Origin of the sequence: Shewanella donghaensis, assembly GCF_007567505.1 — a bacterium.
GTDB classification, from domain to species: Bacteria; Pseudomonadota; Gammaproteobacteria; order Enterobacterales; family Shewanellaceae; genus Shewanella; species Shewanella donghaensis.
Genome location: NZ_CP041783.1, coordinates 679,583 through 704,954, shown reverse-complemented (window position 1 = coordinate 704,954; position 25,372 = coordinate 679,583). Strand labels below are relative to the sequence as shown.

17 protein-coding genes are annotated in these 25,372 nt (G+C 36.3%); 8 read left to right on the top strand and 9 right to left on the bottom strand.

Features of this window, described 5'->3' with window-relative positions:
* Positions 1-156: 156 nt before the first annotated feature.
* The 4 genes from FPK91_RS02900 (at position 157) to FPK91_RS02885 (ending at position 7,686) form a co-directional block, all read left to right on the top strand.
* Complete coding sequence (locus tag FPK91_RS02900) at positions 157-1,953, top strand: acyl-CoA dehydrogenase C-terminal domain-containing protein (protein ID WP_144207752.1); 1,797 nt, start codon at positions 157-159, stop codon at positions 1,951-1,953.
* A 692-nt stretch (positions 1,954-2,645) separates the two neighbouring features.
* A complete protein-coding gene (locus tag FPK91_RS02895) occupies positions 2,646-5,636 on the top strand; it encodes an endo-1,4-beta-xylanase (protein WP_144207749.1) in 2,991 nt (996 codons plus the stop codon).
* Positions 5,637-6,821: 1,185 nt separating this feature from the next.
* A complete protein-coding gene (locus FPK91_RS02890) occupies positions 6,822-7,259 on the top strand; it encodes a hypothetical protein (RefSeq protein ID WP_144207746.1) in 438 nt (145 codons plus the stop codon).
* A gap of 214 nt (positions 7,260-7,473) precedes the next feature.
* Positions 7,474-7,686, top strand: coding sequence for a DUF3892 domain-containing protein (locus FPK91_RS02885; protein ID WP_144207743.1), 213 nt, complete (start codon positions 7,474-7,476; stop codon positions 7,684-7,686).
* A 192-nt stretch (positions 7,687-7,878) separates the two neighbouring features.
* On the opposite strand, the gene FPK91_RS02880 is transcribed toward FPK91_RS02885, so the two are convergent.
* Positions 7,879-8,265, bottom strand: a complete 387-nt coding sequence (locus FPK91_RS02880) for a helix-turn-helix transcriptional regulator (RefSeq protein WP_144207734.1) — start codon at positions 8,263-8,265, stop codon at positions 7,879-7,881.
* Between the two features lie 146 nt (positions 8,266-8,411).
* On the opposite strand from FPK91_RS02880, the gene FPK91_RS02875 reads away from it, so the two are divergent.
* Entirely contained in the window at positions 8,412-9,530 is a 1,119-nt protein-coding gene (locus tag FPK91_RS02875; protein ID WP_227006665.1) for a phage/plasmid replication protein, II/X family, read from the top strand.
* A gap of 11 nt (positions 9,531-9,541) precedes the next feature.
* The gene (locus FPK91_RS02870; protein WP_144207740.1) at positions 9,542-9,817 is read left to right on the top strand and encodes a single-stranded DNA-binding protein; all 276 of its coding nucleotides are present in this window, start codon (positions 9,542-9,544) and stop codon (positions 9,815-9,817) included.
* Between the two features lie 286 nt (positions 9,818-10,103).
* On the opposite strand, the gene FPK91_RS02865 is transcribed toward FPK91_RS02870, so the two are convergent.
* Both FPK91_RS02865 and FPK91_RS02860 read right to left on the bottom strand, forming a co-directional pair.
* Positions 10,104-10,634: a hypothetical protein gene (locus FPK91_RS02865; protein WP_144207737.1), complete on the bottom strand. Its 531-nt coding sequence runs from the start codon at positions 10,632-10,634 to the stop codon at positions 10,104-10,106.
* Positions 10,635-11,282: 648 nt separating this feature from the next.
* On the bottom strand, positions 11,283-11,669 hold the full coding sequence (locus FPK91_RS02860) for a helix-turn-helix transcriptional regulator (protein ID WP_144207734.1): 387 nt from the start codon (positions 11,667-11,669) through the stop codon (positions 11,283-11,285).
* 194 nt (positions 11,670-11,863) lie between these two features.
* On the opposite strand from FPK91_RS02860, the gene FPK91_RS02855 reads away from it, so the two are divergent.
* Positions 11,864-12,934, top strand: coding sequence for a phage/plasmid replication protein, II/X family (locus FPK91_RS02855; protein ID WP_227006664.1), 1,071 nt, complete (start codon positions 11,864-11,866; stop codon positions 12,932-12,934).
* A gap of 11 nt (positions 12,935-12,945) precedes the next feature.
* Entirely contained in the window at positions 12,946-13,221 is a 276-nt protein-coding gene (locus FPK91_RS02850; RefSeq protein ID WP_144207727.1) for a single-stranded DNA-binding protein, read from the top strand.
* Positions 13,222-13,603: 382 nt separating this feature from the next.
* On the opposite strand, the gene FPK91_RS02845 is transcribed toward FPK91_RS02850, so the two are convergent.
* From FPK91_RS02845 to FPK91_RS02820, 6 genes are all read right to left on the bottom strand, one after another.
* Entirely contained in the window at positions 13,604-14,899 is a 1,296-nt protein-coding gene (locus tag FPK91_RS02845; RefSeq protein WP_144207706.1) for a tyrosine-type recombinase/integrase, read from the bottom strand.
* A gap of 86 nt (positions 14,900-14,985) precedes the next feature.
* A complete protein-coding gene (locus tag FPK91_RS02840; RefSeq protein WP_144207703.1) occupies positions 14,986-16,068 on the bottom strand; it encodes a response regulator in 1,083 nt (360 codons plus the stop codon).
* 27 nt (positions 16,069-16,095) lie between these two features.
* Complete coding sequence (locus FPK91_RS02835; protein ID WP_144207700.1) at positions 16,096-20,019, bottom strand: PAS domain-containing hybrid sensor histidine kinase/response regulator; 3,924 nt, start codon at positions 20,017-20,019, stop codon at positions 16,096-16,098.
* Complete coding sequence (locus FPK91_RS02830; RefSeq protein ID WP_144207697.1) at positions 20,006-21,229, bottom strand: EAL domain-containing response regulator; 1,224 nt, start codon at positions 21,227-21,229, stop codon at positions 20,006-20,008. The genes FPK91_RS02835 and FPK91_RS02830 overlap by 14 nt, the downstream gene beginning before the upstream one ends.
* Before the next feature lie 140 nt (positions 21,230-21,369).
* Positions 21,370-21,756 (bottom strand): SpoIIAA family protein, encoded by a 387-nt coding sequence (locus FPK91_RS02825; RefSeq protein ID WP_144207694.1) that lies wholly within the window; start codon positions 21,754-21,756, stop codon positions 21,370-21,372.
* Between the two features lie 106 nt (positions 21,757-21,862).
* Positions 21,863-25,324: a TonB-dependent receptor gene (locus FPK91_RS02820; RefSeq protein ID WP_144207691.1), complete on the bottom strand. Its 3,462-nt coding sequence runs from the start codon at positions 25,322-25,324 to the stop codon at positions 21,863-21,865.
* Positions 25,325-25,372: the final 48 nt, after the last annotated feature.

Below are 25,372 nucleotides of genomic sequence, written 5' to 3'. Positions count from 1 at the left end.
CAAGTAGTTCGACACCTTGTATTCAGCATGCGAATACAAGGTTATGAGTAATATGCATTTGGATAATGCAGTTAGTTAATTTAGCATCAGTAGTCATTGTTCTTATTCTATAACGACTCAATTACCTGACTCACAGACAACTTTCGGAGAGCTACCATGCCTGAATATAAAGCCCCCATTCGTGATGTAAAATTTGTAATGCAAGAATTGTTAGATTGCGAAAGCCATTATGAACACTTGGGTTATCAGGATGCGAGTCTTGATATGGTTGATGCCATTATTGCTGAAGCGGCGAAATTAACTGAACAAGTTGTCGCGCCATTAAATCAAATTGGCGATCAACAAGGTTGTAGCTGGAAAGATGGCGTAGTCACAACCCCTGATGGCTTCAAAGAAGCTTATCAACAGTATGTTGAAGGTGGTTGGCCAACGTTATCTCAATCAGAAGAGTTTGGTGGTCAAGGGCTACCGCATTCATTAAATATTAGTATTGCAGAACTCTTTTCTAGTGCTAACCACAGTTTTGCTATGTACCCAGGCTTAAGCCATGGCGCTTTGGCGACCATTGAAGCACATGGCACGCCATCTCAAAAACAACAATTTATGCCAAAATTAGTTGAAGGTAATTGGACTGGCACCATGTGCTTAACAGAGCCACACTGTGGCACCGATTTAGGCATGCTGCGCACTAAAGCAGAGCTTAAAGAAGATGGAAGCTATTCATTATCTGGTACCAAAATTTTTATCTCTGCCGGTGAACACGATCTATCTGACAACATTGTCCATATTGTTATTGCTCGTATCCCTGGTGCGCCAGAAGGCAATAAAGGCATCTCTTTATTCATAGTGCCTAAATTTAATGTCAATGATGACGGTACTATTGCTGATAGAAACGGGGTTAACTGTGGCTCAATTGAACACAAAATGGGGATCAACGGTAACGCAACCTGTGTAATTAATTTTGACTCAGCCAAAGGCCATTTGATTGGAGAACCGAATAAAGGCCTTAAGTGTATGTTCACCTTTATGAACGCTGCCAGAATAGGTGTGGCCAGTGAAGGGGTTGCTGCGGCAGAAGCCTCATTTCAAGGTGCGTTGACTTATGCAAAAGATCGATTGCAAATGCGCTCTATTAGCGGCGTTAAAAACCCACAAGGTCCTGCAGACCCCATTATTGTGCATCCCGATGTTCGTAGAATGTTGCTAACACAAAAGTCTATTGCAGAAGGTGGACGTGCGTTAATTTCTTATTTAGCTCAACTTGTTGATATAGGACATGCAGAAAAAGATGAGGCAGTAAAAGCTGAAGCTGAAACCAAATTGGCTTTACTAACCCCAATAGCAAAAGCATTTTTATCTGAACTTGGTTTTGAATGCACTAGCCATGGTGTACAAGTTTTAGGTGGTCATGGATTTATAAAAGAGTGGGGGATGGAGCAGTTAATGCGAGATACCAAAATAAGCTGCTTATATGAAGGTACTACAGGTATTCAAGCATTAGATTTATTAGCTCGTAAAATTATCGGTACCCAAGGTGCAGTATTAAAGCCTTTTTCTAAAGAGGTGACGATTTTCTGCCAACAAAACATGGACAATCCTGCTATGGGTGAATTTATTCAACCCATCATGGCCTATGCTAAAGTATGGCATGAAATAACAGTGGCTATTGGCACTAAAGCCGCTAAGGATCCAGATGAAATTGGCGGTGCCTCAGTGGATTACTTAATGTTTGCTGGTTATGTCACATTGGCATATTTTTGGGCAAGAATGGCTAAAGTTGCCCAAGATAACCTTGCTAAAGGCACTGAAGAAACTGCATTTTATGAAGCTAAGATAAAAACCGCTCAGTTTTATATTCAGCGTATGTTGCCAAGGGCAAAAGGTCATGCAGCATGTATACAAAATGGTGTAGGTTCGATGATGTCTTTAGAGAGTGAAGATTTTTCGTTTTAACTAGTCGCGTTTTTATAACTCACAGATAAGCCGTAATTTTGTCGTTATGGCTTTTTATATAATTATTAACAAAATCCTTGTTTAAATCCCTAATGCTATTACTTAATTTTATTAGTTTATGGTTTTACAAACACTTACTTTTTCTTTAATTACATATTGTAGTCAATCTAAATATCACTTATAAGTCAGGAGTGCTAGGTTTACTTATATACAGTGCAGTAAATCATTAATGAATCGTGATTTAATTCATTAATAAAAAATAATAACCAATTTTAGGTATTAATTCATATTATTGGATTTATAAAATCTCAAACTCTCTCTCAATATCATAATAATCTCCCTTGATCTAAATAAGACAACCGAAAGGGTAAAGCCAATCTTAGCTCCCCAATAGAAAAGACTATCCCTCAAAATAAAGATGATAAAAATCACATTGCAAATAACAAAATAAAGCAAACAGTAACAACTGTTTACACGTTATAGCGAGTCGTCATTTATTAGTCAAATCCACGTAAGAAAACGATAAACAGCTCTGACTTGAAATTTTTTATATTGTTAATTTTGTTTAAGTGGTCTACTTTAGAATAAGCTTATAGTCAAAAGGACACGAAGTTGCGACGAATAATCATAATCAAAAAGTAGTTTATAAAAATGATAAATTAAAAATAAAATAATATTTTTCAGGGGAAAAAATGAATATAAAAAATTACAGATCAAAATTAAAAAAATCAACGTTACTTGTTACACCTTTGCTGCTTTTATTGTCGGCATGTTCTGATGATACAAAACCAATAGTACCGCCAACCGTTGTTGAAGATCCGGAACCTGAACCAATACCACCAGAATCTTTAGTCACTAATTTAGTTGAAGCGGCAGAGAAAGCGAATAAACGCATTGGTACAGCTTTAAGTCATGGTGTGCTAAGTAATAACGAGACCGACTATATCGACATAGTAAGAAAAGAATTTAACTATGTGACTCCAGAAAATATCGGTAAATGGGGATCTATTCAAAATAGCAGCTCTGACGTTTGGGATTTTGATGCTTTAGATAGCATGATCGCTTTTGTTGAAGAGAACAACATCGCCTTTAAAGGGCACGCCTTAGTATGGCATCGCCAAGCACCTTCTTTTGTTAATGGTGACGTAACACCTGAAGATTTAACCATGTTAATAAATGCGCATATCGATGCTACGGCAGCGCGTTATAGCGGACAAATATATGCGTGGGATGTCGCAAACGAAGTTATGGGTGATGATGCAAATTATCGTAATTCTGTATTCTTTGAAAAGCTAGACAAAAATTATATTGCTTATGCGTTTACAAGAGCACATGATGCTGATCTAGAGGCCAAGTTGTTTTATAACGATTACAGTATAGATAATATCAACTCAAAATCTGATGCCGTTTTGACTATGGTAACGGAATTAATCGATGCTGAAGTGCCTATCCATGGTGTGGGTTTTCAAATGCATTTAGACGCTTCAAATGCTCCATCAACTCAACAAATGACAGACAACCTGCAACGGTTTGCTGATTTAGACTTAGATGTAAATATTAGTGAAATTGATGTGCGTTTATCGTCTTTACCTTGGAACCAAGTGACTAAACTCGCTATTCAACAACAGGTATATCATCGTGCGGTGAATGCATGTATGAATGTTGACCGTTGTGACGCTGTTACTGTTTGGGGGTTTACTGATAAGTACAGCTGGATTGACGGCGAATTTGGTCCAGATGACCCACTTTTATATACGGCTGACTACGAAAGAAAACCTGCTTACTTTGCGATAGCGGATGGTTTCGTCGGAATTCAAGCTGATGCTCCGGGTGTTATGCCAAATCTGATTGCGAATGGTAACTTTGAAATAGGCACTGACGGTTGGACAACATTAGACGAAACAGCCTTAAGAACCACAGAATATAAACAGAACGGTATAACATCGCTTCTATCTACAGCAAGTGAAGATGCTAAAGCAACTGCTAGTATCGATATTACCAGCTTACTCAAGGCAAACAGCACCTATGATCTTGAAGCTTGGGTGATGTCTGCTAATGAAAAAACATTGGAAAGCGCTGTAAACGTAATGCTTCAATGTGTCGCTGAAGAAGCAAGTACAATTGCTGTGAACTCAGCCGTTGCCAGCAACACTGAGTTCACCCAATTATCAGGTTCATTTACTGCGCCTGATTGTGAACTAGTCAAAGCCACTCTATCTGTCGAAGGCCCGGAGATAAGTGAAGATCTATACTTAGATACGGTAAGTCTTCGACCACAAGCTTTAATGCCTAACACTGACGGATTTGGTGATAACCTATTAGCTAATAGTGACTTTGAAGTTGATACTTCGGGTTGGGAAGGCTACGACACATCAGAAGTTTCAATAACGGCAACTAAGGTGTTTGCGGGTACGCAAAGTCTCGTCGGTACTGCGCGTACTCAAGAATACCAAGGACCTTCAACTAATATTTTGAGTCTTATTGAGCCTGGTCAAACTTACCAATTGTTTGCACAAACGGCCATAAGTGAAGGTTCAGCTCAAGTTAAAGCCACCATTAGTGCAACTTGTTCAGATGGCGTTAAATACCTAGGCACAGGCGCTACAGATGCAAACTCGTCGGATTGGTCTTTGATTGCAGGGCAGGTCACTTTACCTACTTGTGCAATGAGTGATGCCATACTGTATTTTGAAGGTCCTGCAGTGGGAATCGATATCTATATTGATAACGTCACTTTTCATCAACAAGCAAAAAATCTAGGCCCTAACTTAGTGGCAAACAGTGACTTTGAAGTTAACACTGAAGGTTGGTCAGTCTGGGGGGGCGTATTAGCTAGCTCAACAAACTTCGCTAACACAGGTAATAGCAGTGCTTTACATAGTGATAGGACAGGAACTTGGCAAGGGCCTATATTTGATTTACTGCCATATGCTGAAACAGGTAACACCTATGAAATTGAAACTTATGCACGTATTGAAAATGCTGAGGAAGATCTTCTAAACATTACTTTAAAAACCCTATGTGAAGGAGATGTTGAAGCTGATGCATCCTACACTCAACATGGAATGATAACGGCTACGAATGACCAGTGGTCGAAGTTAAACGGTAATTTAGTTTTACCTGATTGCGTGCTTACTAGTGCATTTATTTACTTTGATGGACCTGCCATTGGTGTCGACATTTATATTGATAGCGTTTCTATTACCAGCGAAATTACTGTTGACGTTGATAACTTATTTACTAATTCAACGTTCGAATCGGGTATAAATGGTTGGGCAACTTGGGGAGCAAATATTGAAGAAAGTACTGAATTTGCACATACCGGTGACAAGTCAGCCTTAGTTAATTCCCGCACCAATGATTGGCAAGGGCCCGTCTTCGACTTTATTGGTAAAGGAGTTGCCAATACCACTTATGATATGAGTGGCTGGATAAGAGTGGCTGGTTCAGAAAGTGAAAATGTGAGTATTAACATAAAACAAACCTGTGAAAATGAAGCGGCTGTATATACAGATGCAGGCCCAGCAGTAACAGTGTCAGATAGCGAATGGACATTAGTGAGTGGCACTTTTACAACTGCAGACTGTGTCCTAACTGAACTAGCAGTATATTTTTCTAATGCTGCTGTAGGTGTTGATATTTATTTAGATGACGCAGTACTTAAGCTTGCTCCTATAGAGTAAATAGACGAAGTCACAGGTTGAATTGAATGTTATAGCATTTTACATGCGTGAATATCGAACTTAATGTAAATACTTTCCATTAGCCGTAACTCATCAGTTACGGCTTTTTGTTATCTAATAATTATTCCTTATATTTACTCTAATGAGCTCATTAGATATGTTAACCAGCTAATATTATTAAATTAAATTCTCATCAAACTCTGATTTAACTATAATCTACAACAGCTGTCAGAACAAGATTTAGATAAAGTTAAATCAATGGAATTGAGTTACATTGATGAAAAATACAATACAAAAGAAGGGCATATTTTAATTACAAAAATGGTTGTTTTTATAATGTAAATGGTGAATTTACAAGTTGAAGTGTTAACAACGTAAGACCTGTAAAAATCTTTGCAGTTTTAATAGACAGTAGCTAAGATAACAAAGATTATTAACTGCTATATAAAATATAATCAGTCTTAGGTTTAAACTGTCAAATCAACTGCAAGTCATTGTTTTTAATCGATTACTTTATATTGGGATGGTGGCATTAATATTTAAATAAAAAACCAGCAAAATAAGTTATAAGTGAATACATATAACTTATCTAGGATTTCAAATTCTTAGTTTATTAAAAATAATCCAATAGTATTTACGTAAAAGATGTAATAGCAGCAATCTACATTATTAGTTATTTTTAATAATTACTCATTAAAAATAAATAGATATTTAACACCTAAAATTAATATGTCAATGGATATTAAGTCGCCGCACATAAACTTAATAGTGCGATAGAAATACTAAATGAAATTATTTTAATAAACGAATTTCTGTTGAAAGGTTTAACACAAAACCAAGAACATCGAGTGTTGATAGCCAAGGACTGCGTTTTACTGGCTGAATTAAATGACGTACTCGCAAGCATTTAACCTCGATAAACAGCCATTAAAACAAAGAACATCTAAAACCATACTGAGATGCCAATAATTGAAGTTATCAGCACAAGATTGCAGCTAATCCATCTCAATATACCTAACTACATATAACTACGCACAATAGACATAGAATTATGTAGAACTGCTTTTTTTAGTAGAATCCCAGCCAAAAAAATAGCCCTGAATAGGGCTAAGTTTTGCATAATTCACATTGTGCGAAGTTTATAATCTGTTATTTTATATAGATAATTTTATTCTAATTAAATCTATGACAAATCCTACTGATCAGCAGCGAGTGACAAAAGATATTGTCACTAAATTAAAAGAATTTAAAAAACCATCACAACCTCCATTGAGTAAAGATAAATTTGAAAGTGAAATTAAGCTTTTGGTGACAGAAATGCTGAACCTTTCAAAAAACCGTGAACATCCACAAGTATTAGAGCTTTTAGATAAACCCAATAACTCTGTTTCAAATAGGTATAGACACCTAAGTAGTACTTATAATTTTGCAAGAAATAGGTATGAGACTATATGTGACGAAACTAATACTATTGAGCGGTCAGAGACAAGAGCACACAGAAGAAACCTATTTTATAGAACATTAACAACTATATTTGTTGGCCTAGCCATTATGTCAATCTATGCTGTCGCACACTATCTCGAGATACCGATGCCTTTAATGCGATTACCTATACCAAGCTAAGGGATTTTTAAGGGACTTGTCCCTTAATGCCAAGCGCTTTTGTAGGGGCGCTTTTTTGCCCCGAGCCTACTCACTGCTAAGCCGCTTTTCTTTATGTTGACCAGATACAAATAGGCTATTATTTAACTCTGGTTGTACCAGTTGTAAGCTGTGTTTTTATCCAGTATAATGTACTTGTTCTATATTATATTCATCAACTTACAAGAGGTCACTTATGGGAAATAAGAGAGTTAAAGTTATAGCTGAAAGCAAGACAGGAAAAAACATCAAGTTTCATGATAATAGATTAAACCGCAACATGACTGATAAGCAATTTATTAGTCGTATAGAGAAAGGTGAATATTCCAATTATCATGTAAGAGAAAGAGATGGTGTTAAATATGCCGCAACAAACCCTGACGCTACTATAAATAATAATCTTGGGTAGATAATGGATAGAGTCCACATACTTTAACAGTGGACTCTAGTCTCAAAATGAGACTTTTTGCTTCGTATTTAGAGATTGATTGAGAGGGAAGCAAGCGAAGCGCCCCCGATTGAAATCGACTTAAACTGTTTGGGTTCCTGTTACACCCAAACTAACTCCGGAATTCCGGAATTTTCCTTCCGCAATCACTTATCAATCTTTATGATGAATCAGCCTACTTACATAAACTGATTCATCATCTTCTTCACGTGTTGGATTACTCAACTCTTGAAAATATATTTCGTGATCGGGTACGTGCTCCCAAGCTTTTAAGGTTTCCATTTCACCTCTAGCTTGATGTGTCATTAACTGATAAATAAATTCTTCAAGAGAATAACGTTTATTCAGTCGACCACTGCAGATTTCATTGGGAGTAATATCTAAAACATGACTTAGGGCCATTACTTGAGAAGCCTTAGGTTCTGTCGTGCCGTTTTCCCATTTTAAATAGGTTTGCTTAGCAACCTTAATAGAATTGGCTACATCTTCTTGTTTGAGCCCTTTACGATTACGAGCATCTTTAAGTACATCTTTAAGCATATTAACCCCAGTTAAGTACATAATAAAGTAACTATAACATTACATTTTTGTACCTACCCGCTGAAGTACATTTAAATAGAGCGTAAAGTGTATATAAATGTACTTGACAGGGTTTTATCAGCTTGTTTTTCATCGACCGTTTATTCATGCAACAAGACCATCCTACAGGCTCTTTACCGCTTGTCGGACAGCATGTGATTGAGCGAATCGAACTGGAAACAGGCGAACATTTACCACCATCAGTTAACCAAAAGATTTTAGAAGGTTCATTTAGTACAAAGCTAACAATTCGTTGTGATGGAACAAGGGTTAGGGTAGAAGGAAATCCATCGCGTTGGCAACGCATGGATAATCTATTTGGATTACAGACACTAGATGAGTGTGTAGCCATTTTTAATAATGTTCTTGCTCGTTATAACTTGCCACCGTTCACCAAAAATACTCATATCCAATACCGTCAATCACCAAATGGAAAGACAGCCCAACTTGTCGGAAATGGAGCTGAAATTACCGCTATCGACTGGACTATCAACCATCAAGTAGGAAAGGGCAAAGAGCAATCTTTTATCCGTGGTTTGTCATCAATGCAAATTGGGCGAGCGCGAAAACCTAAACTTTATCCTGATGGAAACACTTGCAACTGGGGGGAAGCTTCAACTTGGTTAATGACCAAACTCTATAACAAAGCAGCTGAGCTGATTAAACACTTAAAAAAAGACCAACGGAAAAAAGATATTATTTCTGATGACCGATTGAAATATATACAAAGCCTAATTGAATACTGCCAAGAAAAAGGTGTTGTACGTGAGGAACATAGCCTCCGACAAATAATGATAAAACGCCATAACTTACAATTTTACGGGCGCGTAACTGAAACTGACTTTCAACCTTACTTAAAAGATATCGAGACAGCCATGAATGCCATTCAAATATCCCATGATGAACATCAATCAATTGCACATCAATTACTAACTGTTGGTGCTGTTAAAACTTTAAGGCAAGCGAACACTACAATGTCTTACTTTTCATTATGGCAACACGGTTCAGACTTAAGAGAGATTTTATCTGAGTCACAATTTTATCAGCATAAAGCAAGGTTGAAAAACATTGGGATAGATATAGGGCAAAAATTTGATGTTAGTAGAATGTGCCCAACACTAAAGCGCTCAGAAGTTATTGAAGTTAAAGCTTTATCAATACCTGATTGGTATCAAATGCCAGTAGTGGCCAAGTCAAACATTTTGCCTTTCAAAGCATACGCATAGGAATTATTAGCATGCTTAAAATTGAAGTATTTCAAGAAGATATTCAAGTAATAAGCCGAACAATGCCACCAAAGGATGGTAAGCCTGGGAGAACATTTCATGAACAAACTGCTTACGCATATCTTGGTGGAAAATTCCCAGTTCAAATGAAACTGCAAATAGAAGATCCTAATAAACTTTATGAAGCCGGTGAATATCAAATTGATAGTTCAAGTTTCATTATCAATAACTTTGGTGGGCTTGAGCTTAAACGTTTTGGGCAAAGTTTCTCAAAGCTAACCAAGTAGATATGTAGCGACGTATTACTGGCTGAATTAATTTAAGCACTCGAAAGCATTTAACCTAGATAAACAGCCATTAAAACAAAGAACATCTAAAACCATACTGAGATGCCAATAATTCAGGTTGTCAGCTTATGATTGCAGCCAATAAACGTCAATATACCTAACTACATATAACTACGCACAATATCCTAGAATTATGTAGAACTGCTTTTTTTAGTAGAATCCCAGCCAAAAAAATAGCCCTGAATAGGGCTAAGTTTTGCATAATTCACATTGTGCGAAGTTAACTTTAAACTAGTTTAATTGTTAATCCTGAATTAGGCCCTGCAGGTAAGCCAAGAGCTGTATCTACACCGATATTTATACGTAAATCTTCTAGTAATGCAATTGGTGATACAACCGTTCCGATCATAGCTTCAGAAGCACTGCGTGCATTTGATACAGATTTAGCACGGTAAACTTGAACATTTTTGTTTTCAGATATCGCTCTTGCACACAACCCTCTGCAATAAAAACGATTAAACTCACCTTCAGATAATGTCTGAGCAGCAGTGTGTGGAACTTTGGCTATTGTAAATCCACCTTTAGGTTTTTTCTTTTGGTAACTCTGAACAAGCATGTGATTTGTTTCAATTTCTCTTTCTAACCAGTTGTCATCATGATGTTCAACTGCAGATAACAGTAATTCGTCCCATTGGTCATTTAATCCTTCTTTCAAAAATCTACTGTAATAAACTTTTGCATTTTCAAAATCTAAATTTATTTCTTCACGCATAAATTGTCGTGTTTCAGCATCAAGGTTTTCAAAGTTTAAAGCCATTTATAAATTCCCCATATCATTATTAGTCTCAATATAGATATGGGGGTTTTTTATACAAAAAAAAGGGGGCTTAGTCATTTTTTTAATAAATTTCAGTTAATTATCGAAATATAATTGTGATCACAAATAAGCACTAGGGATTTTTAAGGGACTTGTCCCTTAATGCTAAGCGCTCTTGTAGGGGCGCTTTTTGTCCCGAGCTCTCTCCCTGCCAAGCCGCCTTTTATTACTTCGCATGTTCCAATATCACTATCGTTGTTTACAACAATCAACTTCACAACATTTTCACACCGTTCAGGATGAAGAAACCAGCTTGCCCCGTGAGTGGGCAAACTGGATTCTGAGGTCAGAATTAAAGTGCTGTACCATTAATACTGACTTTATTTCACACTTGCGACTTTTTGACCTTGCGAAGGAACGAAAGCGCCTTAGGCGCTGAAGTGAACAAGCAGGGGATTTATCGATGAGTCCACATACTATAACAGTGGACTCTAGTCTCAAAATGAGACTTTTTGCTTCGTATTTAGAGATTGATTGAGGGGGAAGCAAGCGAAGCGCCCCCGATTGAAATCGACGTTAAACTGTTTGGGTTCCTGTTACACCCAAACTAACTCCGGAATTCCGGAATTTTCCTTCCGCAATCACTTATCAATCTTTATGATGAATCAGCCTACTTACATAAACTGATTCATCATCTTCTTCACGTGTTGGATTACTCAACTCTTGAAAATATATTTCGTGATCGGGTACGTGCTCCCAAGCTTTTAAGGTTTCCATTTCACCTCTAGCTTGATGTGTCATTAACTGATAAATAAATTCTTCAAGAGAATAACGTTTATTCAGTCGACCACTGCAGATTTCATTGGGAGTAATATCTAAAACATGACTTAGGGCCATTACTTGAGAAGCCTTAGGTTCTGTCGTGCCGTTTTCCCATTTTAAATAGGTTTGCTTAGCAACCTTAATAGAATTGGCTACATCTTCTTGTTTGAGCCCTTTACGATTACGAGCATCTTTAAGTACATCTTTAAGCATATTAACCCCAGTTAAGTACATAATAAAGTAACTATAACATTACATTTTTGTACCTACCCGTTGAAGTACATTTAAATAGAGCGTAAGGTGTATATAAATGTACTTGACAGGGTTTTATCAGCTTGTTTTTCATCGACCGTTTATTCATGCAACAAGACCATCCTACAGGCTCTTTACCGCTTGTCGGACAGCATGTGATTGAGCGAATCGAACTGGAAACAGGCGAACATTTACCACCATCAGTTAACCAAAAGATTTTAGAAGGTTCATTTAGTACAAAGCTAACAATTCGTTGTGATGGAACAAGGGTTAGGGTAGAAGGAAATCCATCGCGTTGGCAACGCATGGATAATCTATTTGGATTACAGACACTAGATGAGTGTGTAGCCATTTTTAATAATGTTCTTGCTCGTTATAACTTGCCACCGTTCACCAAAAATACTCATATCCAATACCGTCAATCACCAAATGGAAAGACAGCCCAACTTGTCGGAAATGGAGCTGAAATTACCGCTATCGACTGGACTATCAACCATCAAGTAGGAAAGGGCAAAGAGCAATCTTTTATCCGTGGTTTGTCATCAATGCAAATTGGGCGAGCGCGAAAACCTAAACTTTATCCTGATGGAAACACTTGCAACTGGGGGGAAGCTTCAACTTGGTTAATGACCAAACTCTATAACAAAGCAGCTGAGCTGATTAAACACTTAAAAAAAGACCAACGGAAAAAAGATATTATTTCTGATGACCGATTGAAATACATACAAAGCCTAATTGAATACTGCCAAGAAAAAGGTGTTGTACGTGAGGAACATAGCCTCCGACAAATAATGATAAAACGCCATAACTTACAATTTTACGGGCGCGTAACTGAAACTGACTTTCAACCTTACTTAAAAGATATCGAGACAGCCATGAATGCCATTCAAATATCCCATGATGAACATCAATCAATTGCACATCAATTACTAACTGTTGGTGCTGTTAAAACTTTAAGGCAAGCGAACACTACAATGTCTTACTTTTCATTATGGCAACACGGTTCAGACTTAAGAGAGATTTTATCTGAGTCACAATTTTATCAGCATAAAGCAAGGTTGAAAAACATTGGGATAGATATAGGGCAAAAATTTGATGTTAGTAGAATGTGCCCAACACTAAAGCGCTCAGAAGTTATTGAAGTTAAAGCTTTATCAATACCTGATTGGTATCAAATGCCTGTAGTGGCCAAGTCAAACATTTTGCCTTTCAAAGCATACGCATAGGAATTATTAGCATGCTTAAAATTGAAGTATTTCAAGAAGATATTCAAGTAATAAGCCGAACAATGCCACCAAAGGATGGTAAGCCTGGGAGAACATTTCATGAACAAACTGCTTACGCATATCTTGGTGGAAAATTCCCAGTTCAAATGAAACTGCAAATAGAAGATCCTAATAAACTTTATGAAGCCGGTGAATATCAAATTGATAGTTCAAGTTTCATTATCAATAACTTTGGTGGGCTTGAGCTTAAACGTTATGGGCAAAGTTTCTCAAAGCTAACCAAGTAGATATGTAGCGACGTATTACTGGCTGAATTAATTTAAGCACTCGAAAGCATTTAACCTAGATAAACAGCCATTAAAACAAAGAACATCTAAAACCATACTGAGATGCCAATAATTCAGGTTGTCAGCTTATGATTGCAGCCAATAAACGTCAATATACCTAACTACATATAACTACGCACAATGTATATTATGTTAAATAGAATATATGGCTTATTATACAAAGTGCAGCAGAAACCCTACTGTAACTATGCCACTGTAGGATCCCAAAATTTTTAATCTATTGTGAATATTTAGCTCATTAATCGTGCGCTTTAGAATTAAATCTGAAGCTCAATACCTTGGTAGCTTATGTAGAATTGACACAGCGTTGCCTAATTAATAGTCATGACTCATTTTTCAAATGGTCTAATGGTTTATTTTGTGCACTTTGATCTCTTTCTGCCTGGCTAGTGTGCAGATATTGAGATGTTGTATCGATACTTTCATGACCGGCATCTGCTTGTACATGTGATAAAGGCCTTTGATTCAAATTAATATCATGAGTAATTCCTGTATGGCGAATATTGTGAGCCGTTAGTTTCCGCATTAACTGGCTATCGTAATCAAAACCATCTTTAAGTGCTTTATCTGCAGCTAAATTAATTAAGGTATTAATTTCTTCACGCAATTGCCTAATGCCTAAGTTAGCATTTAAAGTTCCAGTATCACGACCATGCCCAGCGGCTTTATGTCTGACAAAAATTGGATGACTATCATTAGCTGTAGGTAGATTTGTTAAACCTAAATACTCACGATAATTCTTTAGTCCGGCTAACAAGGATTTTGATATGGCTATATTCCTTGCTTTACCACTTTTTGAAAATGGTACATGAAAATACCACACTCCAGAGTGAGGATTTTTTCTAAATTGGCTCATTAATGGTGAATATCCAGCTCTTGCACTGATCTCAGAAATTCTCAAATAGCAGCTATAAAGTAAGTTAATGAGAAACAAGCTACGCTGATGTTTTGCTGGTTCCTTAACTGCTAACTCACTAACAGTAGAAACAACATAAGACCATTGAAGTTCAGTAAACGACTGATTATTATCATCTTCATCTTTGATGAATTTCTTTGAAACAGTAAATCTACTGTGTTTTAACCATAATTGAGCTGGATTCTTTTCTGTGTATTCTTCACTAATTAAGTAGCCGTACATGGATGAAACTATAGCAATTTTAGTTTTAAGTGCATTATCACTTAGTTGATATGGCTGTGGTTTACCCAACAACTTTTTCCCGACAAATGGTCGCCAAGCTTCATTTGGTATTCGTTCATTAATCTCTTTATCCAACTTGAATTGTGCAACATTAAAATAGCCAATGAGTTCTTTAGGCGGATTTTCACAGTAAGCGATATATCTTGCTATGTCTTTACGAGAAACTTGGATTGGTGATAAAACAGCCACATCGAAGCACCAATGCAAAAATGTAGTGAGTTCAGATCGATAGGCTTTGTAATTATTTTCAGTTTGTCTTTGCTCATGTAACCAATCCGAACAGTGCTCAATTATAAGTCCTGCATCGGTAACATTATCGAGAGACAATTGAGTGATGTGAGCGTTGACTGCTGTATTACCTTCTAGAATATATTCTGGTGAATCAAACAAAGGTAGTACTGGAGGAAGTGCGGGTTTCATAATTATTTATATCTTTAAAACAATAGCTTATTGTATCATTACTGAAATGCCGATAACGTTATTTATCGGCATTAAATGGCAAAGATTTAGATGACGGCTAAAACCTTTTTGAGTAATGTCTCTGCATTTGTAGGTTTCACAATATAATCTATTGCGCCTAATTCACGACATTCTATAAAACTTTCTTTATCAGAATTACTGGTAAGCATAATAATAGGTGGTGAATCTGGTAATTCTAATTTAGCAATGGCCTTTAAGGTTTCAATACCATTAAGTACAGGCATTTCAATATCCAGGAGAATTAGTTTTGGTTTACAATGTTGTAATTTATTGAGTGCTTCAGCGCCATTGGTTGCGACCTCGACATCAAATCCTTTAGGTTTTAATATTGTAGTAATAATTTTTAGCATCACATTTTGATCGTCAACAACCAGTACCATTGGTAATTTTTTAAAGTTAGGTTTAGCTGCCCTGACCTTTTGTCCAATCTCATTAAAATACTTTTGGTTATGGGATTTAAAATTTTCTACTTGTGACAAACTGTCTTTTGAAGTTTTCGACTTTGGCTGTTCATCAGACCCAGTATCGTGATGATAAATGTTATCAATAGAGTTTATTAAGTCATCGAGTAAAACATGTTGAACACTTTTTTCATCTGCAATTGATGTTTCAACATGACTAAGTTCATTGGACACACCTTGAAGTTTTTTCAATAAACCCCTTCTGTCATGTTCATGCTGATGTAACTTTATATTGTTGACCAATATTTCAGCTATATGTGCAATGGCCAAACGCATCCTATTCATATCATAAATAGGCTTCATGGTTTCGTAACTATAAAAGCGCCCTTTTATACATTCAAAGTAAGCTGTCTCTCTATGTTCTCTACTGCAAATTAACAGTGATAAATGTTTATGATCAAATATGGTTTTAGTTTTGTCCAAAGACATAATCAATTGATTAAAATCAATAGCCTCTTGTGGAGCATCGAAAGCATAAATAAACAGGTAAGCATGCTTTTTTTCTTCGACAAAATGGATGAATTCATCTTGGTTTGTTGTGATGTCACAGTATAAAATTCTACGATATTTATTATTTATAATATCTTTAATTAAATTCTTCACTTCTATTGAGTGATAAAACACAACAACACTTACTAATTTATCCATACCCTTTCCTTTTCAGTTTATTCGCAGCTAAAGCACACCACGGATAACTAATGCTTGTTCAATGTTTGCTAGCTCTGTGTCGATGTCGGAAAACCTATCTTTAATTCCATCTAGATCGGTATTATTTTTTTCAATCCATAAAAATATCTTTCCAATAAACATAGCACCACTTGAAACTGAAGCGCCCTTAGAAGCGTGTGCCCTACCTCGTACTTCTTCTGTTTTCGATGAATTAACGGCTTGTTTTAGTAACTGATAATCTTCATTTACACTTTGCCAGTACATAAGCAAAATTTCATCTGTTATTTCAACATCATCAGTACCAATCACTGTTTTTAAATGCTCGTAATCTATTGGTTGATTTTCAATTACTTCAGTGGGTAATGATTCTGGCTTACTGTTAATGATATCATCATGTTCTATAGGTAAATATTGAGCTAATACTTTTTTTAATGTCGTGATTTCAACAGGTTTGGCTATGTAGTCATTCATTCCTGCATCAAGACATTTATCTGATTCTCCCACTAACGCATTAGCAGTAACAGCAATAATTGTCTTCGATATTAAGTCTTTTTCTTTTTCAATTTTTCGTATGCAACGGGTTAACTCTAGTCCATCCATATTTGGCATATGACAATCTGTTAATAACAAACGATACCTACCAGTGCGCCACATTTTTAATGCTTCGACTCCATCCACTGCCATTTCGCATGCGTAGCCTAAATTTTCTAATTGCTTACTTAGCACTAGTCGATTGGTTGGTTGATCTTCAGCTATTAAAATTAGCTGGTTAGTCGTTTCGGCCTCTTCTACCGACATTTTTTTAACGGTTTTCTTGACAGGTTCTTCCACTGACCAATTTAGTAATGGACTTTCAAGTCCACATAGAACTGCTAGTCCATGGATTAAATCACTTGGTTTTAAAGGATGTGCTCCAACCACAAAGGTTGATGGGTCTAAATGTCCTTTACGTCTGATTGGATCTGCATCGAGTAGTAGCGTTTTAATTGACTCAACATTTACTAGTGCTTTTGCTTCAAGTGCATTAGTAATAATGACGGTTCTGTTATCCCCTTGTTCATAGAGTTCATTTATTTTATCAGCAGGGACGCATCTAACCAATTCAGTATCGAACTGACTAAAAATGTCGTAACAACAGTTGGTTAATGCGTTTGAACTTAACGCTATATAGATACTGTATTGACTGAAGTCAAAATTTTCAAATTCATTAATTGAATTAGGAGTAACCATCACCGGTAATGACACTCGAAAGCAACTGCCAGAGTTTAATTCGCTTTCTACTGAAATTTTCCCGCCCATCAGTTCAGTAAATGATTTACTGATGCTAAGTCCTAAACCGGTACCGCCAAATTTTCTAGTTGTTGATGAGTCAGCTTGTATAAATGGTTTGAATAATTTCTGTTGCTGATCTTTAGAAATTCCCAAACCATTATCGATGACTTCAATGGATAACGTTGAATCTTCATAATCGAAATTTAAACGAATGATGACAAGTCCATCACGATCTTGACCGGTAAATTTAATAGCGTTGCCCAATAAATTCAAAACAATTTGTCTTACTCTAACTGAATCTAGATTTAGTTTTTCAGGAATTGATAAATCTGGATGTATTAGTAACTCAACATTTTTGTTTGACGCATTAATCCACAGGCTATCGATTGTTTTTTCGATGACAGTTAGGATATTCGTTGGGGTTAGCTCAAGTTCTAATTGCCCTGATTCAATTTTAGAAAAATCTAAAATGTCATTGATGATATCTAATAATGAAAAAGCTGAGTCTTTAATGGTTGCTGCCATTCTATTTTGGTCAGAATTTAGTTGGGTGTCACGTAACAAATCAATCATGCCGATAACACCATTCATTGGTGTTCTAATTTCATGACTCATCGTAGCTAAAAATCTAGATTTAGCTTCACTAGCCTGTTTTGCTGATTTGGTTTCTTTTTCTAAATTAAAGTTATTTATTTTTTCTTGGGTGATATCAATATTTATCCCATACATTATTACTGGAGTTTTGTTCTCATCGACTGCTACATTAGCAGCACATTGTATCCAATGTTGTTCTTTGGTTTTGGGGTTAATAATTCTGAACTCAGACTTAAAAGAACAAATGGCCTCAATAGCTGCCATGACATCAGATTCTGCTTTTTCTAAGTCATCCGGATGTAAAGCATTACGCCAATTGTCATAGTAAATATCCTGGTCTAATTCCACACCATATAAGGTGCGCATTCCTTCATCCCATGTTAACTGATTAGAGATAATATCGAATGACCAGTGATAAACCCCTGCTGCTTTAGAAGCAATATTTAAGCCCGCTAATAACACTTCTCTTTCTTTGTTAATATTACTTAATGTTTGTTCGAAATCTTTTCTTTCAGTAATATCTTCAATCACAGCAATAAAAAACTTAGGATCATTTGAATAGTTATCGCGAACTAATGAAATAGATACGTTAGCCCAAAATATACTCTTATCTTTTTTAATATAACGTTTATCAATATTATAGTTTTGTATTTCTCCCGATAATAACATCTGAATGTAATTAGTCGACTTTTCAATATCTGAATCGTAAGTGACATCTTTAACATGTAACTTACACAATTCTTTCTCATTAAATTGTAGAATTTCACATAATTTATTATTTACTTCGACAAATTCTGATTTTATTCCTATTCGTGCAATACCAACAGCAGCTTGATTGAACGCGGTTCTATAAATCAATTCCTGTTCATAAAGTTTTGTTTGTAATTCTATTTCACGTTGTTTGTTTTCTTGTTGTGAAGTTATATCTCTTATTACAGCCACATACATGGCTTTACCCTGAATATTAGTTTCGCCAACTGACATCTCAATTGGAATAACATTTTCAGAGGCGTGTAGAGCATATAGCTTTTCAGGTTTTCCAATAAACATAGCTAACCATTTACTAAATGAGGTTCTCATACCTTGCTGGTTAAAGTCTAAACTGGTTAAAATTAATGATACATGTTGGTTTAATAATTCATGTTTATTTCGACCGACTATTGACTCTAATGCAGAATTCACATCTAAAACATAGCCTGTTTCATCTATTACAATGGTGCCATCAAGTGCAGTGTCAAAAACAGCCCGTAAACGATTTGCAGTCTCTTCAGTTTCTTTAGTGCGTTCGTTTACAATTTGAGTCAAATCATCAAGTACTTCTTTTTCCTTTCTTTTTGCCTCTGTAATGTCATTTTGAACAGCTATATAGTGTGTTATTTCTGAATTATTATTGTATACGGGATCAATAGTAAGACTATTGAGAAATGCTTTGCCTGACTTTGTGTAATTAGTAATAACGACTGAACATGTTTTACCGGCATTCACCGCCTCTGCTATGTATTTTGTTTTAGCAATTTCAGTTTTTTCACCATGTAGTAATGTACAATCTTTTCCTAATACTTCTTCTGGTGTATAACCTGTTAACAATGTAAAAGCTTGATTAATAAATATTATTGGTTGGCCATGCTGTCGGACATCTGTCACTATCATCGCTGTTGCCGTTGCATTAATTACGCTGCGCTGTAATTCCAAAGTTTCTAGTTGTTCTTGAGTAATATTTCTAAGTTCGTTATTTGCTTTTAGTCTGTCATTAATAGAATTGAAAGAGGTAGAAACTTCTTCGTTAAAACGAGATATTTTTTTTATTTCATCCCCATCAACTTCATCTTTAGATAATTCGACAAGGTTTTTACGCATTAACATAAAAGGGATGATCAATTTATTAATCAAAGAATAGCAAGCAATCGAAAAAGATATAGTTAAAATTATTAAAACATATTCCAATATTATTATTATGTCTGAGTGAGCCTCAACAAACTGGTAATAACTAAGCATCACTACCCCTATACTTATTAGGATAGCAGTGATTAATAAACTAATAGGTAACTCTTTATGTATTTTCAATATCAAATTCCTTATTCATATTGATTCTGAATCCTAGTCCGTACTGATTAACATTATTAATAATTTTTTCTGCAATAAATGGTTTACAAAAGTAGAACCCCTGGCCAATTTTGCATCCCATCTCTATAATGCATTCAACTGTATTTATATCTTCTATACCTTCCGCAACGGCTGTTAAACCAAGATCTTCAGCGAGTAAAATACTCCGCTTAAATAAAGCTTGTGATCTTGAGTTGGTGATAATGTCATGTACAAAACACCGGTCAATTTTTAGTTCATTAAATGGCAACATATGTAATTGTTCGAGTGACGCAAAGCCGGTTCCAAAATCATCAATTGATAGTTTAAACTTCATCATTCTGAGTCTTAATAAAGCAACGATCATGACAGATTGACTCGACGGGATAGCCGTTTCGGTCAATTCACAGGTAATAGAACTATTGGATAAATTATTCTTGATAACAACACTTTCTATCCATTGTGGCAGAGTTTCGTCATCGAGGATTTTTCCTGAAATATTAATGGACAAATTCAGGTGCCTATATTGCTCATCTAATAAGGCAAAGTGCTTAATAGCATCTTCAATAACAGCTTTAGTTAGTGGAAGTATAAGCTGACTTTCTTCGGCTACATTGATAAAGTTTGCTGGAGCAATAACCATATCTTTATCTATGATTCTAGCAAGTGCTTCAAAGCCACAGATTTGCATGGTTTGTAGATTATATTGAGGCTGTAAATAGGCACGGACATTTCCATTATCGATATAAAATTTTATCTGATTTTGAGTTAACGCCTTGGCAGGCTTGTTTTGTGGTTTGACTGAACAATTAGCTGCTTTATCTAGAAAGTCTTGCAACATTGTTGAAGTGATAGGTTTAGGCACTATACCTAAGATGTTCAGGTGATAATGAGTGGCTAAAACTTTTGCTGAATTAAGCAGTGTTTCATCTTCGCCACTAAATAACACAATTGGGCATGTAAATTGAATTTCAATCAATCTTTGTAGTAAATATAACCCATCTTTGACGGGCATATTTAAATCACAAAAAACCATATCAAAATGCTGAGTCTTGATTTGATTAAATGCAGCTAAGCCATCGGGGGCTTCCGCTATCGTAAATGAACCAAGCCGTTCAAGACTTCTAGTGAAAATTCGTCTAATTACAGCTTGATCATCTACGACTAAAATAGATTTTATTTCTCTTTTCACTCAGCTCCTGCCTCTAAAAACTCCTTTATAAACTAAGTATAGACAAGTTCGAAAAAAAGATAGGGAACATAAGCTTATAATGTATTTAAATATCTAAGTAACATACCCAATTATCCTTGATTAGTAATAATCTTGCTGCATTATGTTATATCTAACCAGGTTAGAGCATCTTCTTTATTGTCGAAGAACTTAGCATCGCCACTGATAAACCAACCCGCAATTTTGGTAGCATACTCTTGCCAATTTTTGTTACCCCAAATAGCAATTTTATTAAATTCATTGCCATGTTTTAAGCCGATTTTGAGATCATCCCAAGCCGCTCTTAGTTCCCAACCATCTAACTCTGTACCGTCAATTAATACATTGACCTTTGGGTGTTTCACTTCAGATAAAGCTGCGTCAATTAAAGGGGTTATTGATAAATAGTCATTATGAGTTAATGTACCTTTAGCCTTTAAGGATAAAAACACATCAGATTTAATTCGTTCGATGCCGATACTAAAACCATGAATAGTTTTGTCAGTCATAATAAGCTCCATTAAATGAGTGTTTAATCGTTAAACTTAGCAGTTTTTTGGCATAAAAAAAGCCGCATTAAGCGGCTTTTTCAGTTTTTAATACAATAAGCTGATATTAAAAATTCATTCGTGCATTTAGGCGGAAAGTACGACCTGTTTGATACTGGTAAACAGTACGTGAATCTGTCGCGTCACCACTTATTGGGCTGCCTTCATCTAATACATCACCGTTAACGTTTAAGAATCGACTCGTGTAATATTGACGTGTGCCTTCATCCGTTAAATTAACTGCTTGGAATGAGAAAGTAACATAATCATTTAGCTTATAACTTGCCGAGAAATCAAGTGTTTGACGTCCCTCTTCCCATAATGAACCTGACTCCCATGAACGTTTAGCTAACTGATCTGTGTTGCCTTGATAAGACAAACGTAATTGGTGACCATTTCTTTCCCAAAATGCGGTTAAGTTATAGCTGTGTTCTGGTGTATAAGCCACTTGAAGAGACGGCAGTTGCACACTGTCATCAATAGAAGACACTTCTTGATCATATTCACTGTCTTGATAGGTATAGTTAGTTTGAATACCTAAACCCGATAACCACCCAGGTAGCATATCGAATGTTTGAATATATTGGAGTTCAACACCTTGAATGGTAGCGCCTTTACCATTTTTGATTCGAGTGGTTTTGAACTGAGCACACATTTGCTCTAGATCACCAGAATACATCCAATCTTCTCTAAACTCATCGCTACCCTGGAATCGTTTAGGCATGCATTGCTCAAGACTATCAACATCGGCAACGAGCACTAAATCATCTGGGTTGTAGGTATCACCTTCTGTTAAACCAACATCACGTAAGTCATCCATGTAAGTTACAACAGTTTCTGACTCTTCAAAATTAGTCATGTCTTTATAAAAAATACCTGCAGACAACATGCTAGTGTCGTTAAAGTACCACTCATAAGATAAATCAAAGTTAATGGATTCGAGTGGATCAAGCTTAGGCGTTGTTAACGTTATGGTGTTATTACGGTTATAACCACCCCACTGAGTTTCACTCACTTTAAAGCCTGGACGCAGCGAATCAATTTGTGGTCTTGCCATGGTTTTAGACGCAGCAAAACGTAACACGGTATCATCCATTAACATGTAATTAAGGTTAATGCTCGGTAAAAATACATCGTAATCATGAGTACCAGTGACACCAAATGAACGTTTACTTCTATCTTCAGTAGCAATTAATTGTCCATTTTCATCGATTTGGCGATCACCATATACATAATATTTCTCTGTCGATACATCACTGTGACGCCATAACCACCAATCTGATTCATTAGGATTGCCTTGAACGGCATTTGGGTCAAAACAGGCACCTTCGTCAGCACGTGCTATATCATCAGAAAAATCATTGGTTCCATTTGTGTCATAGCCTTGGCCATCAACACGTCCCCAACGGGTTTCCGCGTTCCAGTCGGTGCCATAAAATGGGATAGCGCTACATTCAGGTAAGCTTGAATCTCGTAATTCAGCTAATTTGAATGGGTCCATTAACCGTCCTACGTTACCTGGGTCAAATGCAAATTGAACACCTGACGAACCAGCAGCTTCGACTTCAGTTTTGACGTAACGAACACCTAAATCACCTGATAGACGACCATCAAATAAATCAAAATTGGCTTTTAAATAGGTCGCGAAATTATTCAATTCTGCTGAGCGTGTATTTGAATCATCCGGCGTAAAACCGACTGAGGGTGAACCCAATGCTACATCAAATGCTTTAAATGCTGAAAAAGTAGACCAGCCATCTGTAATAGAATCGCGTCCGTAACCATTGCTGGACATGAAGTTATCAACAGGGAAATTTTCGTCAGTAGCAAATAAGTCACCACTTAATGAATTAAGACCATCGTTGAGTACTGATGGCGCACCTGTGTATGGGTTTTGTACGACAACACCTTCAGCGACACTGTTAAATGCATTTTGCTGATTATCGACATATTTTTCACGATTTGAATACTTAGCACCAAACTCGATACTTTTCAGTGGTCCAACATCAAGAATCCAATCAAAATCAACAAAAGCTGATTTTTGAGTATCTTCTACAGCGACGACAGAGCGATTCAAGAAGGTTAGATGCTGAGCATTTAATTCATCAGCATTAAAGCCTGTGGTTGAATAGTTATCCCAAACATTTAATGGATCGCCAAATTCATTATTCTCACCAAAGTCAATTAGACCGTTCCCACCAACGATGGTACATGGTCCGCCAGTACAGTCATATCCGACTGGTTCAATGTCTGTTGCGGGTACATTTTTGATCAACCAACGGTTAATATTACTGTAATTTTGCAAAGCAATATAAACCTGGTTATCAGGTGTTCGTTCAGATTTAGAGTAACCAATACCTGCATTTAATATCAAGTTATCAGTGATATCTTGTCTTACATCAAAAGAAATAACGGTGTTCTCTTCATCATATTTATTTTCTGATTGCGATAAACCACCATCACCGAATCGATTTAAATACTTAGTAAAGGTGTTGGTTTTAGTATCAATGGTGTGCCAACTTTGTTGTGGATCCGTCCACTGTGAAGGCCCACCACCTAATCCAGGGTCAATACCTTCGATCATATTGCCTTGTGCGCCACTACGGACCTGAACACCATGCATAGAACTATCAAAAGCTTGTTTAGTGTAGTTAGTGTTTAAATTAAATTCTGTGGTATCAGATGGTGCCCACTGCAAACCCAAGTTAAAATTCATGCGGTCTACTTCATTATTATAAAGCTCATAACGAGTATTTTTATTAGTTAGACCCCAAACATCTTCAACTAAATTACCTTCAGTATCTGTTGCTAGATGTGAGTATTCAGATACCCAATTATCGGCAGCATACTGATCTTTACGGTAAGTATTAGTTTCTTTTACTGCGGTAAAAATAGCACCAAAGGTTTCATCAAAAAACTTTTCAGAGATGGTACCTGAAATTTTGTAGTTTTCATCTTCTATTAAGTCGTTATAGCGACCTTCAACTGTCAGTGTACGAATGTCATCGCTGATGTCTAACGGTTTGTTAGTAATCAGGTTAATGTTTGCACCTAATGCACCTTCTTCATGATCGGCACTGGGTGTTTTAACCACTTCAATTTTAGATAAAATATCAGATGAGTACTGGGATAAATCAACACTTTGACTAAAATCTGTGGAACCGAGTTGTACTCCGTTCATACTGACATTGTTTTGTTGTGAATTAGCACCACGAACTGTGATACGCGAACCTTCACCATCAACTGATTGTACTGTGACACCGGTAACACGAGATAATGCATCAGCAATGTTTTGATCAGTTGATTTACCGATGTCTTCGGAGTTAATCGAATCGGTTAAATTTTCAGAAAAACGTTTATCGTTTATTGATTTCTTTAAACTACCTTTCAACCCTTTTACTTGTATCACTTCCATTTCTTCTGCAGCTTCATCAGTTGCTTTTTCTTCTGCAACCACCTGCATAGACATTGCTGTTAACAATGCGAGATATACAGAGCTGTACTTATATTTTATTTTCTTAATTGGCATATCTACTCCCCCAAGAGCGTTTGTGTTTCTGCCTAACCGGAATTGCAA

What these genes read in the sequence shown, in the direction of transcription:
- FPK91_RS02900 (WP_144207752.1), top strand. Translation starts at nt 157, where the DNA reads ATGCCTGAATATAAAGCCCCCATTCGTGATGTAAAATTTGTAATGCAA.
- FPK91_RS02895 (WP_144207749.1), top strand. Translation starts at nt 2,646, where the DNA reads ATGAATATAAAAAATTACAGATCAAAATTAAAAAAATCAACGTTACTT.
- FPK91_RS02890 (WP_144207746.1), top strand. Translation starts at nt 6,822, where the DNA reads ATGACAAATCCTACTGATCAGCAGCGAGTGACAAAAGATATTGTCACT.
- FPK91_RS02885 (WP_144207743.1), top strand. Translation starts at nt 7,474, where the DNA reads ATGGGAAATAAGAGAGTTAAAGTTATAGCTGAAAGCAAGACAGGAAAA.
- FPK91_RS02880 (WP_144207734.1), bottom strand. Translation starts at nt 8,265, where the DNA reads ATGCTTAAAGATGTACTTAAAGATGCTCGTAATCGTAAAGGGCTCAAA.
- FPK91_RS02875 (WP_227006665.1), top strand. Translation starts at nt 8,412, where the DNA reads ATGCAACAAGACCATCCTACAGGCTCTTTACCGCTTGTCGGACAGCAT.
- FPK91_RS02870 (WP_144207740.1), top strand. Translation starts at nt 9,542, where the DNA reads ATGCTTAAAATTGAAGTATTTCAAGAAGATATTCAAGTAATAAGCCGA.
- FPK91_RS02865 (WP_144207737.1), bottom strand. Translation starts at nt 10,634, where the DNA reads ATGGCTTTAAACTTTGAAAACCTTGATGCTGAAACACGACAATTTATG.
- FPK91_RS02860 (WP_144207734.1), bottom strand. Translation starts at nt 11,669, where the DNA reads ATGCTTAAAGATGTACTTAAAGATGCTCGTAATCGTAAAGGGCTCAAA.
- FPK91_RS02850 (WP_144207727.1), top strand. Translation starts at nt 12,946, where the DNA reads ATGCTTAAAATTGAAGTATTTCAAGAAGATATTCAAGTAATAAGCCGA.
- FPK91_RS02845 (WP_144207706.1), bottom strand. Translation starts at nt 14,899, where the DNA reads ATGAAACCCGCACTTCCTCCAGTACTACCTTTGTTTGATTCACCAGAA.
- FPK91_RS02840 (WP_144207703.1), bottom strand. Translation starts at nt 16,068, where the DNA reads ATGGATAAATTAGTAAGTGTTGTTGTGTTTTATCACTCAATAGAAGTG.
- FPK91_RS02825 (WP_144207694.1), bottom strand. Translation starts at nt 21,756, where the DNA reads ATGACTGACAAAACTATTCATGGTTTTAGTATCGGCATCGAACGAATT.
- FPK91_RS02820 (WP_144207691.1), bottom strand. Translation starts at nt 25,324, where the DNA reads ATGCCAATTAAGAAAATAAAATATAAGTACAGCTCTGTATATCTCGCA.